The following is a 16,886-nucleotide window of genomic DNA, read 5'->3' on the forward strand; positions in this document are numbered from 1 at the left end:
GTGTAAGTAAATTATCGAACTATTGAGTTATCACAGTTATTCACCAATAAGCGCCCCTTCTTGCCGCAGTTTAAATTGATAAAATGACAGCCATTGCTGCTGATATATTTTCAACTTTGCAGAACGAACCGCGTCAGGAAAATATCGATCAGCCACAGGAACAGTCGGGGGGACAACATTCGGACAGGCTATCAACAATGCTCCAAGGGAGACGGTTTCATCAAAAGCAATGGCCTCAATTGGACACTGGAGGATGTCAGCCTTCAACTGGAGCCAGTATGGGTTTTTCACCGCAGGACCAATGACTTTTACTGTCCTGCCCGCCGGGATATTAAAGCACCCGTGACAGTGTGCAAACTCCATCGCCAGGCCAATAAAGACACTCTCAAGCAGAGACTCCGGAGGAAGTGAATCCGTCAGACCAAAAAGCAGGCCACGAGTGTGCCGATTTTTATTTGGCGAACCCGAGCCCCGCAAATGAGGAATAAATACCGGCACATGCTCGACAGACCAGGAAGGTTTGAGGTATTGCTCCATGGCTTTTTCCAGGCCTGTGCTTATTTCCTTATCAGTTAAACGAAAGGTTTTTTTCACCCATTCAAGCGCATAACCGCCGACAGGCAGAGAAGCGAAAAGCGTGAAAAATTCACCATCGGAGTAACAACCATTTGCCAGCTTATCCCTGCGAGCCTGCACATCAAGCGTTGGCTGTGTATTCAGCAGTAAAATACCCTCTGTCGTGCCGGTAGAATTCAGCACATCGCCCGGTTGCATCTGTAATGCGCGGGCACCGACCATATGATCGTGTCCGGCCAGGGTGACTTTTACCTCATGTGGTAATCCCAACTCCTGCCTGAGCGTTGCAGTCACCCATCCGGCCACTTCACCCGGCTTTATCAACGGAGCCAGTACACCGAACGGTATGCCGAGAATCCCGGCAGCATTACGAGACCAGGTACGGCGAGCAATGTCCAGACACAACGTTCTACTGGCCAGGGATATTTCCGTCTTTTTCGCACCTGTCATTCGCCACAACAACACTTCTGGAGCATGTAACCAGCAGATATCTTTTCTTTCATGCAAGGAGTAGTTATCAAGCAACCATCTCATTTTAAATGCTGAGTAATTACTGTGAGGTGGCAATCCCGTTATAGAATACAGTTCTTCAGCCTCTGCCTTGCTTAATGACGAGAGATAAGATTCACCACGTCGATCATACCAGGCCAGCATCGGGGTAAGAATGACGCCCTCCTTATCCACAAAGACGCCAGACTCACCGAAACTCGCAATACTGATATTTTTTACCGGAAACGGTACTGAAGCCACCAGTTCAGCCATTACCAGTCGCAGTGCCTGCCACAGCGCTTCGATATCGAAATCTACCTCGCCTTTGTCCGACGATATTGTTGGCGTCGGAAACTTGCGGACTTCCAGAACTGACACGTCATGACAGGAATAACAGCTGACTTTGCAGTTAGTTGTGCCAATGTCAATGACAAGCGCTGCGTGGTAATCAGGCATAGACCGTTCCTTTTGTCAGGCGAAAAACACCATAAATAATCAGCGCAAGCACAGGAATCAGCCCGATAGCAATAATATTTCCGTTGAATATTTCAAGCAGCCAGAAACGGAAGGGGTTACCGCCATCAAGGAAGCTTGATACCTGACCACTTGACCCCTCAGCCATTTTGAAATTGACATCCTTAGCCATACCGGTAATAAATGGCGCAATTTTGGTCGCAATCCACAAGTCGGCGACAATAACAGGAATTGCGGTTATCACAGCCCGGAAAATATTGCCACGACATGCCAGTACAATCATGGAAGCCATGACTGCCAGGTTCGCAAGGTCTCCGAGTGGCAGGACTTTATTGCCAGGAAGAAGGAATGCAATAAAGACAGAGATGGGTGTCAGAATCAGTGCTGTAGATATAATGGCTGGGTTACCTACTGCTACCGCGATATCCAGTCCGATAAAGAGATCATCACGGCCAGGATATTTGGCATTCAAATATTTCTTAATGGCTTCAGACAGAGGTAATAAACCTTCCATCAAAATTCGTACCATACGCGGAAGAATGAACATGACACCGCCAATGCTGATCCCCAGCAACAGGATATGTTTAAAGTCATACCCGGCAATGATGCCCAACAAGACCCCCAGAATAGTACCCACCATCATAGGCTCGCCGAAGATTCCCATTTTTTTCTGAACGTTTTCCGGATCAATATGAATACGGTTAACACCAGGGATCTTGTCGATAATTTTGTCGAACAGCAATCCAATTGGAAAGAAGACGACAGATGACAGGGTCGGAAGTGAAATACCTTCCAGACCGAAGTACTTTGCCACTAATGGCGCTGACCAGTCCGCCAGTTTGAGAACCACGATCGCGGCAATAGCGGCTGCGGACAGACCCAAAACAAAACTCCCTGTGCTGTAGTAAACCAGCGTTCCAGCCAGGGCAAAGTGCCAGTAGTTCCACATGTCGACATCAACAGTACGTGTCTTATTCAGGGCCAGCATGGCGACATTAATCAGCATCGTCAGCGGAATGACAAAGGGTGCGATTGGTGAGCCCCAGGTAATTGCGGCCAATGGTGGCCAGCCTAAATCGACAACAGGAAGGCTAATACCAGTTCGCTCAACCATTGCCTGTGCAGCCGGGCCTACGTTGCTGGTGAGTATGTCAAAGATGGCATAAATTCCGACAAACCCTATTCCGACAATTAACGATGAGCGAAGTGCTTTAGCGGGTTTTACTTTGAAGAACAATGCCAGGAAAAAAAGGACCAGCGGCAATAAAACCGTTGGGCCAAATCCCAGGACATATTGCACAACGGTATAGAGAGTATGTGCTATATCATTCATATCCGACCTCTTATTCAGATGTGACCAGACCTCGCGTTAGCGCCTGGATAATTTATCTGTTTTTTATTTATGAAATCAGGCTTGGCCTTTAAGGATTGAAACTATTTTTTCAAGAACTTTATCTTCACCTACTCCGGTAATGATTGGCAGGCCACTAACAATCGGAATATCCAGTTCATAAGGAACTTTCGTTGTTGATACAACCAAAGCTGCACCATCGGTATTGTTTGGCAATGAGGCTACATTAGTTTGTGAATAATTAACATCAAGCCCATTATCTTTACAATATTCCATTACTTTTTCTGCCACAGCCGTGGAAGTAGCAACACCCGTTGCGCAAACAAATAGTATCATTTTACTCATACTTCACCTCTTTCAGATATGCGTGTGTAAATTGACTGATAAATTTCATCATCATTCATGACCAGTAACTGCTGCATAAAATCCTCATCCTGGATCACATCCATAATCCAACCCAGTACGTTGAGCTGCTTATTGCTTTCACCTAAAGCAAGCATAAACACCACCCTGACAGGTACGGGATCTGGTTCCCCGCCCATATCTTCGAAATTGACGGGTTCTGCCAGTATTCCAACGCTAATGGCGTTTTGGCGAACATACCTGTGATCAGTATGTGGAATAGCGACACCTACAGGCTCAACCGGTAGACCCGTTGGAAAATTCTGTTCTCGCGTAATGACGTGATCGGCAAAATCAGATACAACCATACCATCGTTAATTAACGGACTGGCAAGAGCCTTGATTATGTCATTCTGACTCACCTCTTTAGGGAGGTGGCGAACATAATGACGGCGAAAATGAATATCCTGCATAGCTTCCTCTTTGCTAGTTAGGCATCCAGGCGCTGTAAAATAGTGCCAAGATAATATTTATTACCTTTTAACCAGACGTTACCAAAATCAATGGCCAATCCTCTAGAGAAAAATACCAACTGTTCCAAATGCAAAACAGGTGCGTCTTCACCAATATCAAGATAATGGCCTCGCTCATTACCAATTAATTTAGCTGCGTAACGGCTTTCAGAAAAACTTATTTTCTTATCAGATAATCTTTCTATTGCTGAAAATAAATTCTCCCTGGTAAAATCTACATCAATAATACCGGGGCAGAGATCAATGTTGATACGATTTTCAATCAACATGACTTTTTCATCGCCAATACAACGAAGGCGTTTAAGAAATAAAACATCTTGTCCCGGTTTGATACTCAGTTTCTCTGCTACAAAGCGGTTAGCGGGCTCCAGTCGGGAGGTTATAACACTGGTTGTGAAGTTTATCTTCTGGCTGGCTAAGGCTTCAGCAAAGGAGAGCAAACCTTCACCCAGTGGGTAAGCAACATTTTCCTTCTTTACGAAAGTTCCTTTACCCTGCACTTGCACAAGAACACCTTCCCGGACAAGTTGGTCAACCGCTTTTTTAACGGTACCGCGACTCACCTCCAGCATATCCATGATTTGAAACTCTGAAGGTATCCGGTCATCCTCAACCAATTCTCCGCTATAAATACTTTCCCTTATCCACTCCACAACCTGTTGATACAGTGGGATGTGTGAACTTTTACTCAATGTTTTCATGGTGCGCGCCTAAACATTTAGAGTTGTCTATAGACAATCATGTACAACTTCGAGTTTATGATAAGAAATTTTGAGACAGGAGGTATGGCAAGGAGTCACAGTTTTAGTGTTCAAAACAAGATCACATTTCCGTGATATATGTCACGGAAATGATGAGCTACAAGTCTCTGACGTTTTGGCGTCGTTAGCGGTTATTCGGTACGTTACTTCTGTGGTTCACCCTTAGCAAATACGATGGCGGCTACGCTTTATTTGGCTAACGATGAATCGCGCCATCCGACCGTTAATCGTGGCTCTCCGCCCTTGCCAGCCTCATTCATCTCGTCTTTTGTTAACGAGATAGTGAAGAGTATCAATGCAGCCAGTGGACACCCTCTTCCGGCTGAAAAAAGGCGTTATAGCGCAGTTGAAACGCGTTGATCTCCTGCATATCGGGTTCCATTTCGCGCAAAAAGCCCAGCGCCAGCCGTACCTGTGTGTCGGTGATCGGCGCGGCTAAACGCGCTTTTTGCAGCAAGCGATGCCACCGCTGCAAATTCTGATCGCCGCCATCGACAATCACCATTTGCCAGATCAGTAACACCTGAGCGGCATTTTGCAAATGCGACTCATCAGGGCGATGCAGATACTGTAAAAATTCACCGCCCGCCGTTTTACCCATCTGATCAATCATCGATTCTATCGGCACTACATCAATATTCAGACGTTCGCTCAGGCGGCGAATCGCCCGGCGGGTATCCGATGTCAGCACCCGAAAACCCACAATAAACACCACCACAAACGTGGCCAGAATCAACCAAATCATGCGCACATCCGTCACCAAACAGGATGCCCATCATAACGGTAAATTTATAACTGTCGACGTTCTGGCCTGTCAGGATGTGATTTATTAACGCCTGTCTTCATTTACGCCAGACGCCGGATGTCCTGTCTGACGAACGCAAGGCATAAAAAAGCCCGGCGTTAAGCCGGGCAAAACGTTACCAAATGCACACATTTAAGCGATATTGACTTGCTGAATTTTTTTCTCACGGCGGATTTTGCGCTCTTCCATCACGGCGACCATCGCCATCAGGCAGATACAGCCGATCGCGGCGGCGTCCAGCGCGGCGAAGGTGCCCGCCCAGCCGGTCAGACCAAAAATGGGGGTGCCGTCGGCAATCATGCCCAGACCCAGCTTGGCAAAGCTATCGCCGATAAGATAAGCGAAGGTTCCTTTGATACCGTCCGCAGCGCCGATGGCTTTTTTCGGTACGAAACCGACAGCCGCCACGCCAATTAACAGCTGCGGCCCAAACACCAGGAAACCGAGCGCGAACAGCGAGGCCAGATAGACATACTGGTTGCTGGCGTGCTGGTAGACGCCGAGGGTGGCGATGATTAACGCCAGCGCCACACAGGCTACCAGCGCACGACGACCGTTCGCCAGGTCAGAGAGCCAGCCCCACAGCAACGTGCCGACCAGCGCGCCCACTTCGAACAGGGTAAAGCCCTGAATCGCCACCTCTTTAGAAAGTTTCAGTTCCTGGAAGGCGTAGACGGTTGACCACTGGTCGATACCAATACGTACCACATACAGGAAGATATTGGAGAAGCACAGCAGCCAGATCACTTTGTTTTTCAATACATATTCAACAAAGATCTGCCACTTGGTCATTTCGTTTTCTTCAGTCTCTTTGTCCTCTTCGCTGATCTCTTCGCCGAACAGTTCTTCAGCTTTGCCCAGACCGTAAGACTCTGGGGAGTCGCTGCCAAAACGCAGACCGATAAAGCCAACAATCAGCGCGATAATCGACGGGAAGATAAACATGCCGATGACGTGACCGTCGAACAGGTAGTTGGCGCCGAACAGCGCCACGCCTGCCGCGCCCGCGCCGCCGAGGTTGTGGGAGATATTCCAGAAGCCGAGAAAGGTGCCGCGTTTACGACGCGGAGTCCATTTGGTGATGGTCGAGTAGCTGCACGATCCGCCGGTACTCTGGAAGAAACCGCTCAGGGCATAGAAAGCGATCATCAGAAACAGACTGGTTGACCCCGCGCCCATGCTGGCGCTGAAGCCGAGCATACAGATAGCGGAGAGGATCAACATAAACGGTAGAAACTGCTTGGTATTTTTACCGTCAGCGTAGTAGGAAACCAGCGTTTTCCCCACGCCATAGGTGATCGAGAAGCCCAGGCCAATCATCCCCAGCTCGGTCATGCTCAACCCGTAGGTAGAGATCATGTCGTTCTGCGCGATGTTAAAGTTTTTGCGGATCAGGTACATGGTCAGGTAGCCGATAAAAACCACCAGATAGGACTGCATGAACGGCTTGAACCACATTTTACGCCGCACATCGAGCGGCAGATCCAGGGTCGGCTTGCGCACCTGGTTTAAGAAGGCCAGCATGGATTACTCCTGAGCTAATTTTTATACCTGCGAATGGCAGGCATTGTAAAAATCCACAGGAAAAGTGGCCTGCGACAGCGTCCAGGCAAAACCGGGAAAATTTCTTAGTTTTGCCCCATTCAGCGCAAAAAGGTGAGGTGCATCACGCTTCGCTGGTCTCGCGCGGGGCCTGAGCGTTCAGAAATGGCAACAGCAATAGCGCGGAGATCCCCGCCGCGATGGCGATGACCGCAAAAAAACCGGTCCAGTGCCAGATCTCCAGCACTTTCGCTAACGGCCAGCCGGAAAGCGACGCGCCGAGATAGGCGAACAAGCCGACAAAGCCGGTGGCCGCGCCCGCCGCCTCTTTATGCGAGCACTCCGCCGCCGCCATGCCAATGAGCATCTGCGGGCCGAAGACAAAGAAACCGGTGGTGAAGAAACAGGCCGCCTGCATCACGTAGCTGGCGAACGGCATCAGCCACAGCGAACCCACAGAGAGCAAAATCCCGGCAGCGAAGATTAAATTCATCGGTCCGCGGTTACCGTTGAAGAGTTTGTCCGAGCCCCAGCCCGCCACCAGCGCGCCGATAAATCCCCCCAGCTCAAACATCGATACTGCCGTGTTGGCCGTGACCAAATCCACGCCCAGCGTCTCGGACATATACAGGTTGCCCCAGTCGTTGATCGCCGCGCGCACCACGTACACTAAGACATAACACAGCGAAAGCAGCCAGATATAGGGATTCAACAGCACATATTTAGCGAGGATTTCTTTGCGGCTTAGCCCCGCGCCCTCTTGCTGTTGGGCAACCTCCAGCGCATCGTGCCGCCAGTCGCCTACCGGCGGTAAACCAATCGCCTGCGGACGGTCGCGCAGCCACCAGCAGAGGACCATGCCCACCCCGATGGCAAGCAATCCGGCCACCATCATCCCGACGCGCCAGCCATAATGCAGGGCGACAGCGGCCATAACGAGAGGGATCAGCGCCCCGCCGACATTGTGCGCGGTGTTCCATAACGCCCACCAGCCGCCGCGCTCGGTACGCGAGTACCAGGCGGTCAGCAAACGGGCGCAAACCGGCGATCCAAACCCCTGGAAAAAGGCGTTCAATGCCCATAGCAGCGCAAAGGCCCACAGCGAGGTCGAGAAGCCGAACAGAATATTCACTACGCCGGTCGCAATCAGCCCGATGCCCATAAAATAGCGAGCGTTAGAGCGATCGCTAACGATGCCGGAGACAAATTTCGACACCCCGTAGGTGATGTAAAACAGCGTCGCCAGCAGGCCGATATCGCTGCGACTCAGAATGCCGCTGGCAAGGATTTCCGGCGCGGCGGCGTTAAAGCTTTTACGGGTGAAATAGAACAGCGCGTAACCCAACCAAATGGTGATCAGGATATGCCGCCGCCAGTAGCGATAGCGGGCGTTAACCTCGTGCTTATCGGTGATGAGCGGCGCGTTGGCCGGGGCTTTTAAAAACGAAAGCATTATCCTTCCTTAAACGTAACGCTGGGGCAACGAGACGCTCACCCGCGTACCGTGGGTACAAGAGATGGTTAGCGTCCCGCCGAGCGCCGACACGCGTTCGCGCATTCCGGTCAGGCCGAAGCCCTGCTGGTGAGAGCCCGGCGGCAGGCCGCTGCCGTCATCCTCAATCACCAGCATCAGCCGCTCATCCTGCTGCCAGCCCTGGAGCGTCACCGCGCTGGCATTGGCATGTTTTACGATGTTATTCAGCCCTTCCTGACAGACGCGAAACAGCGTCACGCGCTGACTTTCACTCAGCGCCGTTTCGTCAATTCGCCAGTCGAGGTGACTGACAATACCGCGGCTTTCCAGCTCCATTTCGCGCAGCAGCGAACGGATGGCCTGCGCCAGCGTTAAGTCGTCTAGCTGGCGCGGGCGCAAGCGCCCCAGCAGGCGACGCACGGCGTCATACACACCCAGCGAAAGCTGCTCGATAAGTTGCCCGCTCTGCTTCACGCCGCCGTTATCCGCCGCCAGTCGTTGCACAATGCCCGCCTGGGTACGAATCGCGGTGATGGTCTGTCCGATGTCATCGTGCAGCTCACGCGCAACATCGCGCCGCACGCTCTCTTCGGTCTCCAGAAGACGCTCCGCCAGCCGATGGTTGCGCGCCAGCTCCTTTTGCAACGACTGGTTCAGCTCGCGCAGACGCTGAATGCCCGCGCCAAGCAGTAGCCCGGTCAGGCTTTGCGCCAACAGCGAAAGTAATAAATCGACGGGATGATCGTGCCAGGTCTGGCTGGCGATCAGCGCGATAGCGTTCATCAGTGTGGCAATGAGCGCGCCCTGCCAGCCATAATGCCAGGCGAGCGCGATAATCGGCAACGCCAGGCAGAACGGCGTAAAGCGCGAAAGTTCAGCAGGTAACCCCAGTTGCAGCCACAGACTGACGATAAACAGCAGCAGATACCAGATCAGATGCCGCCCGCGCCAGTTTACCGGCTGCGATACCAGCGATGGTCCCAGCGGCAGCCAGGTAGTGCTGGTGAGATAGTGCCAGAAAACCAGGCAGATGGGGGCCAGCGTCAGCCCCCCCGTGAGGGTCAGCAGTAGCGCGTTCCATGCCGCTTCCCCCTGCCCCAGCCAGGGCAGGGATTGCAGTAGCGCCGCGGCGGTGAGGGCCGCGCCCTGAAGCAATAACGTGCGCCAGTCGCGCTGATGGCGGTAACGCGAAGTCAGCGCCACGGGCAGTAGTGTCAACACACCACCGATCATCAAAAGCGGCAGATGGGCCAGCGCAACTTCCTGCGCTAACCAGTACACCAGTAGCCACTCCGCGCCCAGCAATACTGGCCAGTATCCACGCGGGCATTGCAGCATAAGTCCCAGGCGCAGGCCGAAGGGAAAGAGTAGCGCCGCCAGCTCCGGGCGCTCTACCAGATGCAGGCTGATACTCCACAGGCAGAACCACGCGGCGGAGAAAATAAAAAAGCAGGCAACAACGGTGATTAAACGGGAAAAAAAGGTGTTCATTACCAACCGTCAAACATGCGATGCGCCAGTTCAACGTCATTGCTGACGCCTAATTTTTCCAGCAGATTCGCGCGATGGACATGCACCGTTTTTGGCGACAGCCCCAGTTCGGCGGCAATCTCTTTTACCGCCATACCCTGGGCGAGTTTTTCCGCCACCTGACGCTCGCGTTTGGTCAGCGGATCTTGCCGACCCGCCGCCAGTTTCACGGCAATATCGGGGGTCAAATAGCAGCCGCCCGTCGCCACCGTATGCACCGCGGCGATCAGTTCATCCGGACTACAGCGTTTAGAGAGAAAACCGCGCGCGCCGGCGTTCAACGCCTGTTCCACCAGCGCCGGGCTATCGTGAACCGAGAGCATGATCGTCGCCATCCCTTTTGGCAGTTGGCTTAGCAGCTCCAGTCCGGAAATATCCGGCATCGAAATATCGCAGATACACACCTGTACGCCGCGCCCCGGTAAACCTGCCAACGCTTCGCGCCCGGAACCAAACTCAGCGACCACCTGCAAATCAGGTTCCAGCCCCAGTAGCTGTGCAAAGCCGGAGCGGACGATAAGGTGGTCGTCGATAAGGGCAACGGTGATCATGGGTTCTGTCCTGATGGATAAAAAAAACGCGCTTACCTTAACGATAAGCGCGCGGCTGTTCAAGCCTTGAGCGGTCAGACAATGCCTGTCGTGACGGTGAACGTCCGGGTTTGCTGCGGTTCCAGTTGAAGCAAGGTTCCATTTCGCTGCGCCGCGAGAAAACCTTCAGGCCGACAGGTCGCGGGCAGGGCAAAGGCGGCAACCTGCTGATCGCCGTTATAAAGAATCCAGCGGGTCACGTAATTTAGCTCCGCGCTGGCGAAACGTGTCACGAACGTGGTGCCATCCGGGGCGATCATACTGAATTCCGGGGTATCCGTGTATCTGTCCAGTTCATCGGCGAAGAAGACGATTTCCGGGTCATAAAAGCCAGGCTCGTTGAGCGTTTCCAGCGAGGCTTCACCCTGCAAAAGCCGTTGATTAAACGCCAGCCACTGCGCCGTGGGTTTGACATGCGCCGGCACCGACTCGCGTAGCTTCAGCGCGGTATCCGGGATATTCTGGCGGAACGTGGCGTTCGGCACATAGGCATAGTTCATGTGGCACATGTACTGTAGCGGCATGGCGACTGAAGCCAGGTTAGTCACTGTCATCTGAATATCAAACAGCGCGCTTGCTTTACGCATTACCACCGCAGGTTGCGCCTGATAATGATGACCGAACCCCATCACATACTCGTAGCGCCCGGTCACGCGCAGACTGTCGCCCTCTAACTCCAGCCAGGCGTCGTCCATGGCAGCGCAGGGCATCTCGCCGTGCAGCGGATGTGTATCTTCCGGCGACGGGCAGCCATTCGCCAATAGTCCGGAATGGAAAGCAAAGCAACCATACGTTGCCACCACTTCCGCAGCCGGCTTCGGCTGGCGGAACATGTTGCGCATAGTCAGATCATGACCGTCAAACTGCGCGTCCCAAATCATCTGCCCCATCCAGGGCAGAATCACCAGATGACCGCGGCTGTTTTGTATTTTCAGTCCTTCCACGCCGCTGGCGTAACGAAACGCCGTAACCGTAAAATCATCATTTTCCAGCAAGATACGCGGCTGCTCGCTAAAAAGCTCCCGCCATAATGTAATACGTGTTGTCATGGTTGATCTCCTCAGGACGCGGCGACTTCAGCCAGGTTGCCGCGCACTTTGCTTTCGCGCCAGAAGTAAACGCCAACGTAAACAAAGCACAGCATGGAAACCAGGAATGAGAGCTGTAGCGAGTGGAACATGTCCGCCACATAACCTTGAATCGCAGGAACCACCGCCGCGCCGACAATCGCCATCACGATGACCGCCCCCGCCATTTCGGTATGTTCGTTATCGACGGTATCGAGCGTTCCGGCATAAATGGTCGCCCAGCAGGGGCCAAACAGAACACTGACCAGCACCGCCACGTATACCGCGCTAAAGCTGGGCGCCAGCGCCACATAGGCCAGGAACAGCGCGCCGATCACAGAGTAAAGGATCAGGACTTTTTCCGGGTTAAAGCGTGTCATCAGAATGTTGGCGATAAACTTGCCGATAAAAAAGCAGGCGAAGCTGTAGACCATAAAGGTTGAGGCATCGCGCTCATTGATATCGCCTAACTCCAGCGCCAGACGGATAGTGAACGACCAGACCGCCACCTGCATTCCCACATACAGGAACTGCGCCACAATACCGCGACGGAAGCGGGCGTTGCTGGCGAGATAGCGTAGCGTATCCAGCGCCGAGGGACGTTTATGACTCGCGGTTTGCGCGACTTTACAGGTCGGGAAACGCGTCAGCAGGAACAGTACCATCACCACTACCAGAACCATAATCATGTACTTATAGGGTTCCAGAGTGTTTTCCAGCATCAGCACCTTGAAGTTGTGGACTTGCTCGGCATTCATGCCCGCCATCTGTTTTTCCAGGCTTTCCCCTTCGGAAAAGACCAGATATTTACCCAATAAAATTCCTGCCGCCGCGCCGATTGGATAAAAGGTCTGGCTGATATTCAGCCGCAGCGTGGCGTAGGCTTTCGGCCCGATCATCGAACTGTAGGTATTCGCCGCCGTTTCCAGGAAACTCAGGCCAATCGCAATGGCGAAAATCGCCGCGAGGAACATGGTGTAGGTCGCCATGTGCGACGCCGGGAAAAAGAGCGTACAGCCGACAATGTATAGCGTCAGGCCGATAAGTATCGCCACTTTATAACTGGTTTTTTTAATGACCAGCGAGGCCGGAATAGCAATTAAAAAATAACCGCCATAAAAGGCGCTTTGTACTAATGCCGAAGCAAAGTTGCTCAGCGAAAATACACTTTTAAATTGCGTAATCAGAATATCATTTAACGCGGCTGCGCATCCCCATAATGGGAATAAACAGGATAACAAAATAAACTGGAACAGAGGTGTCTTATTCAGATACCCGTCGGGCATCTGAACGATGTTTTTATCGTTCATAGTGCTACCTTTAACAGTGCAGGGTGATTGTTATTCGTTCAACGAAAGATACTCATTAAATTGCTCAATGCTTGGATAAGAGGATTGGGTGCCTTTCCCGGTGACGCTGAAAGCGGCAAAGAGGACGGCTTTTTTCATGGCGGCTTCCACATCCCCGCTCTGGACGTAGTAATGCGCGAAACAGCCGATAAAGGCATCGCCCGCGCCGCTGGTATCGACAGCGTTCACTCTAAACGCCGGGACATGGACTTCCTGGTCACGCGTCATCCACAGCGCGCCTTTCTCACCCATGGTGACAATAATATTGTTCAGCCCTTTATCTACCAGCGAACGTGCCGCTGCGCGAATATGGTCATAGGTATCCACTGGCATACCGGTTAATATTTCCAGCTCGGTTTCATTGGGTACAAAGAAATCGCATTTACAGGCATAAGACATATCTAATTCCCGTAATGCTGGCGCAGGGTTTAATAACACTTCAATCCCGTGTTTCTTGCCAAATTCTATTGCGTGATAAACCGTTTCAAGCTGAACTTCCAGTTGCAGAACAATAAGCTGGCATTTTTTTAAATCTTCCGCCGCGCGATCGATATCTTCCGGCGAGAGAAACTTGTTGGCGCCTTTGATGATCAGAATGCTGTTGCTGGAGTTGGCGTTGACGAAAATCGGCGCTACGCCGCTGCTGGTACACGGTACTTTTTCTACATACGTCGTATTGATCCCCCAGGATTCGAGATTACGAATGGTGTTGTCGGCAAAAATATCGTCGCCCACTTTGGTCAACATCAATACTTTTGAATTGAGCTTAGCGGCCGCCACGGCCTGGTTCGCCCCTTTTCCGCCGCAGCCGATTTTAAACGCCGGCGCTTCCAGAGTTTCCCCTTCTTTAGGCATCTGGTTGGTGTAGGTGATAAGGTCCACCATGTTAGAGCCAATAACCGCGATATCCATTTTACTCCCTCTCAGAAATCGTCACACGACAATGATATTAAAATAACATTATCATGTTACTTCCGTATCATTTGTGACTATGATCGCGATTAGAGGATCATTTTGTCATTTACTGCGTGAACAATCCCTGGCGGAACAAATCATTTTTAGGGTTACAATTTACTGAAAATTAACTATTTATTGTTATAAAACGCGAATAAACCCACTTTTATTTCCTGACAGCCGGACGTATAGTAGTGCCACACTGTAATGTTCTCAGAAACACATAAATGTTACTGATGGAACATAACAACATGATTTGCGGAGAGGGTGAATGGAGACCAAGCAAAAAGAACGTATCCGACGCTTGATGGAGTTACTGAAAAAGACCGATCGAATCCATCTGAAAGACGCCGCGCGGATGCTGGAAGTTTCGGTGATGACCATTCGCCGCGATCTCAGCCAGGATGATGACCCTTTACCGCTGACGCTGCTCGGCGGCTATATCGTCATGGTAAATAAGCCTACGTCTTCAACCAATATGCCGCTGCCGGCGAAAAAGACGCATCATCGGGACGACCTTCCCGTTGCGATCCTGGCCGCCGGCCTGGTGCGTGAAAACGATCTGGTTTTTTTTGATAACGGTCCGGAAATGCCATTAGTTATCAGCATGATACCGGATGATATTACCTTTACCGGGATTTGCTACTCGCATCGGGTATTTATCGCGCTGAATGAAAAGCCTAATGCCACGGCGATTCTGTGCGGCGGCACCTATCGGGCCAAGAGCGATGCCTTTTATGATGCCAATAATCCTTCGGCGCTGGATTCGCTCAATCCGCGCAAAGTGTTTATTTCCGCCAGCGGCGTACATGAACATTTTGGCGTGAGCTGGTTTAACCCGGATGATCTTGCCGCCAAACGTAAAGCGATGGAGCGCGGTCTGCGCAAAATTTTGCTGGCGCGTCACGCCCTGTTTGATGAGGTCGCGCCTGCCAGCATTGGTTCGCTTTCTGCCTTTGATGTCCTGATTAGCGATCGCCCATTACCGACAGATTATGCCGTTCACTGTCGGAATGGTTCCGTCAAAGTCATCACGCCTGATTCGGAAAGTGAATAACTTACTCAAAAAAGACGGCAATTTTATTGAACATGGTGGGATCGGACTGGTTTCGTACCACCTTCGCCACGTCTTCCAGTTTATCGATCTGACTGATCATCTGTTCAAGCCGCTGATCGTCATTGACCAGAAGCCAGATGCGGCTCTGATCGCTACCCTGAATCGGTAAACAGAGAATACCCTCAACGTTGAAAGCGCGTCGGGCGAACAGCCCGCAGACGTGGGTCATCACGCCAGGATGGTTGCGAACGGTCAGCTCCAGAATAACGTTATCATGTGATTGTTTCTGCATGGCTTATTCCCCCACCATCTCTGTATTTGCCGCGCCCGGCGGCACCATCGGATACACTTTTTCTTCTGCATCAATGCGCACATGGATCAACGCCGGTCCAGGACGACGAATGATAGCCTGCAACGCCGCCTGCGGATCGGCTTCGTTATTCAAATCACAGGTATCCAGACCAAACCCGGCGGCAATCTGCATAAAGTTGATGCTCCCCGGATAGGTCGCCGCAAAAACGCCCTGTTTATAGAACAGACTCTGTTGCTGATGTACCAGTCCCAGCGCGTCGTTATTCATCAGGATAATTTTCACATCCAACTGGTTTTCGCTGGCGGTAGCCATCTCCTGAATATTCATCATCAAACTACCGTCGCCGGAAAAACACAGCACCTTGTTGCCCGGATTCGCCAGCGCCGCGCCAATCGCCGCGGGCAGACCAAACCCCATGGTGCCCAGCCCGCCGGAAGTCAGCCACTGACGCGGACGGTTGAGCGGATAAGCCTGCGCGGTCCACATCTGATGCTGACCTACGTCAGTGGTAATAATCGCGTTGTCGTCCACACAGGCGGCGACCGCGTTAATCAGCCCATAGTGACTAAGCGGGTTATTTTCCTGGGGAATACTGCAAGGGAATTCTTGCTGCAAGTCCGCCACCAACTGATGCCATGCTTCCCGCGGCTGTGCCTCGATATGGGGAATTAACTGTGCCAGTACATCATCGACATCCGCCTGAATAGCCACATGCGGCTGCTTAATTTTGCCTAACTCGGCGCGATCGATATCCACATGGATGATTTTGGCGTTCGGACAAAACTGCTCCGTTTTGCCAATCGCCCGGTCATCAAAACGTGCGCCCAGGACAATCAGTAAATCGGCCTCTTGCAGAATAAAATTGGTACTGCGCGCGCCGTGCATCCCCAGCATTCCTAACGACAGCGGATGCGCCTTAGGCAGCATTCCCAGCGCCATTAAGGTCATTGTCGTCGGCAGTTGCGCTTTTTCCGCCAGTTCGCGCACGCGTGTCGGCGCATTGATCACGCCGCCGCCCAGATACAGCACCGGACGCTTCGCCGCGTTAATCATTGCGGCGGCCTCGCGGATACTCTCCGCGCTAAACTCCGGCGGGGGTGATTTTTCCGCCGGCGACGGCAACGCATCCAGCTCAATTGTCGCCGTCTGCACATCTTTAGGAACGTCTATCCACACCGGGCCGGGACGCCCCGACTGCGCCAGACGAAAAGCATCGCTCATCACCTGAGGCAGCTCGTTGATATTTCTGACCAGATAGTTGTGCTTGGTGATGGGGATAGAGATACCGTAGGTATCCACTTCCTGAAACGCGTCAGTACCGATCATGGACGCCGGAACTTGCCCGGTAATGCAGATTAACGGAATGGAATCCAGGCGCGCATCGGCAATAGCCGTGACCAGATTGGTCGCGCCCGGTCCGCTACAGGCCATACAAACAGCAGGTTTACCCTCCGTCCGCGCCATCCCCTGCGCAATAAACCCCGCGCCTTGTTCATGGCGCGCCAGAATATGACGGATTTGCGTGCTTTGGCTTAACGCGTCGTAAACGGGGAGGATCGAACCACCGGGAATGCCGGTGACGATACGAATCCCCTGGCGCTCCAGAAAATGAACTATAAATTCCGCGCCCGTAAAGCGCTGAGGTGTAGATGTTGTGCCCGAACTTGCCATGCTCCATT

The 16,886-nt window shown here is 52.2% G+C and carries 16 protein-coding genes; 1 reads left to right on the top strand and 15 read right to left on the bottom strand.

Going from position 1 to position 16,886, the window contains the following annotated elements; translation table 11 throughout:
- Positions 1–36 precede the first annotated feature (36 nt).
- The 13 genes from ABVN36_RS11860 to rbsK all read right to left on the bottom strand — a co-directional run bounded on the left by ABVN36_RS11860 (position 37) and on the right by rbsK (position 13,795).
- Positions 37–1,521: an L-fuculokinase gene (locus ABVN36_RS11860; protein WP_001113560.1), complete on the bottom strand. Its 1,485-nt coding sequence runs from the start codon at positions 1,519–1,521 to the stop codon at positions 37–39.
- Positions 1,514–2,872, bottom strand: a complete 1,359-nt coding sequence (locus ABVN36_RS11865; protein ID WP_000997824.1) for a PTS galactitol transporter subunit IIC — start codon at positions 2,870–2,872, stop codon at positions 1,514–1,516. Before ABVN36_RS11865 ends, ABVN36_RS11860 begins: the two co-directional genes overlap by 8 nt.
- 75 nt (positions 2,873–2,947) lie before the next feature.
- Positions 2,948–3,235 (bottom strand): PTS sugar transporter subunit IIB, encoded by a 288-nt coding sequence (locus ABVN36_RS11870; RefSeq protein WP_023138057.1) that lies wholly within the window; start codon positions 3,233–3,235, stop codon positions 2,948–2,950.
- Complete coding sequence (locus ABVN36_RS11875; RefSeq protein WP_001152237.1) at positions 3,232–3,705, bottom strand: PTS sugar transporter subunit IIA; 474 nt, start codon at positions 3,703–3,705, stop codon at positions 3,232–3,234. The genes ABVN36_RS11870 and ABVN36_RS11875 overlap by 4 nt, the downstream gene beginning before the upstream one ends.
- A gap of 17 nt (positions 3,706–3,722) precedes the next feature.
- Entirely contained in the window at positions 3,723–4,466 is a 744-nt protein-coding gene (locus ABVN36_RS11880; protein ID WP_000854956.1) for a GntR family transcriptional regulator, read from the bottom strand.
- A gap of 352 nt (positions 4,467–4,818) precedes the next feature.
- Positions 4,819–5,271 (bottom strand): DUF1198 domain-containing protein, encoded by a 453-nt coding sequence (locus ABVN36_RS11885; RefSeq protein ID WP_001519640.1) that lies wholly within the window; start codon positions 5,269–5,271, stop codon positions 4,819–4,821.
- Between the two features lie 192 nt (positions 5,272–5,463).
- A complete protein-coding gene (gene uhpT / locus ABVN36_RS11890; protein ID WP_000879180.1) occupies positions 5,464–6,855 on the bottom strand; it encodes a hexose-6-phosphate:phosphate antiporter in 1,392 nt (463 codons plus the stop codon).
- Between the two features lie 142 nt (positions 6,856–6,997).
- Positions 6,998–8,326, bottom strand: coding sequence for an MFS transporter (locus ABVN36_RS11895; protein ID WP_023138058.1), 1,329 nt, complete (start codon positions 8,324–8,326; stop codon positions 6,998–7,000).
- A gap of 9 nt (positions 8,327–8,335) precedes the next feature.
- Positions 8,336–9,838 carry a signal transduction histidine-protein kinase/phosphatase UhpB gene (uhpB, locus tag ABVN36_RS11900; RefSeq protein ID WP_001091257.1) on the bottom strand — a complete coding sequence of 501 codons (1,503 nt, stop codon included), beginning with the start codon at positions 9,836–9,838 and terminating at the stop codon, positions 8,336–8,338.
- Positions 9,838–10,428 carry a transcriptional regulator UhpA gene (uhpA, locus tag ABVN36_RS11905; protein WP_000633672.1) on the bottom strand — a complete coding sequence of 197 codons (591 nt, stop codon included), beginning with the start codon at positions 10,426–10,428 and terminating at the stop codon, positions 9,838–9,840. The genes uhpB and uhpA overlap by 1 nt, the downstream gene beginning before the upstream one ends.
- A gap of 74 nt (positions 10,429–10,502) precedes the next feature.
- The gene (locus tag ABVN36_RS11910) at positions 10,503–11,516 is read right to left on the bottom strand and encodes an aldose 1-epimerase family protein (RefSeq protein ID WP_023138059.1); all 1,014 of its coding nucleotides are present in this window, start codon (positions 11,514–11,516) and stop codon (positions 10,503–10,505) included.
- 11 nt (positions 11,517–11,527) lie between these two features.
- Entirely contained in the window at positions 11,528–12,844 is a 1,317-nt protein-coding gene (gene fucP, locus ABVN36_RS11915; protein WP_000998359.1) for an L-fucose:H+ symporter permease, read from the bottom strand.
- 30 nt (positions 12,845–12,874) lie between these two features.
- Positions 12,875–13,795, bottom strand: a complete 921-nt coding sequence (gene rbsK / locus ABVN36_RS11920) for a ribokinase (protein WP_000350272.1) — start codon at positions 13,793–13,795, stop codon at positions 12,875–12,877.
- A 313-nt stretch (positions 13,796–14,108) separates the two neighbouring features.
- On the opposite strand from rbsK, the gene ABVN36_RS11925 reads away from it, so the two are divergent.
- Positions 14,109–14,894: a DeoR family transcriptional regulator gene (locus ABVN36_RS11925; protein WP_000448643.1), complete on the top strand. Its 786-nt coding sequence runs from the start codon at positions 14,109–14,111 to the stop codon at positions 14,892–14,894.
- Position 14,895: 1 nt separating this feature from the next.
- On the opposite strand, the gene ilvN is transcribed toward ABVN36_RS11925, so the two are convergent.
- Positions 14,896–15,186, bottom strand: coding sequence for an acetolactate synthase small subunit (gene ilvN / locus ABVN36_RS11930; protein ID WP_001171826.1), 291 nt, complete (start codon positions 15,184–15,186; stop codon positions 14,896–14,898).
- Positions 15,187–15,189: 3 nt separating this feature from the next.
- Complete coding sequence (gene ilvB / locus ABVN36_RS11935; protein ID WP_000168439.1) at positions 15,190–16,878, bottom strand: acetolactate synthase large subunit; 1,689 nt, start codon at positions 16,876–16,878, stop codon at positions 15,190–15,192.
- Between the last annotated feature and the right edge of the window lie 8 nt (positions 16,879–16,886).

Origin of the sequence: Salmonella sp. SJTUF15581 (assembly GCF_043356775.1) — a bacterium.
Lineage (GTDB): Bacteria > Pseudomonadota > Gammaproteobacteria > Enterobacterales > Enterobacteriaceae > Salmonella > Salmonella enterica.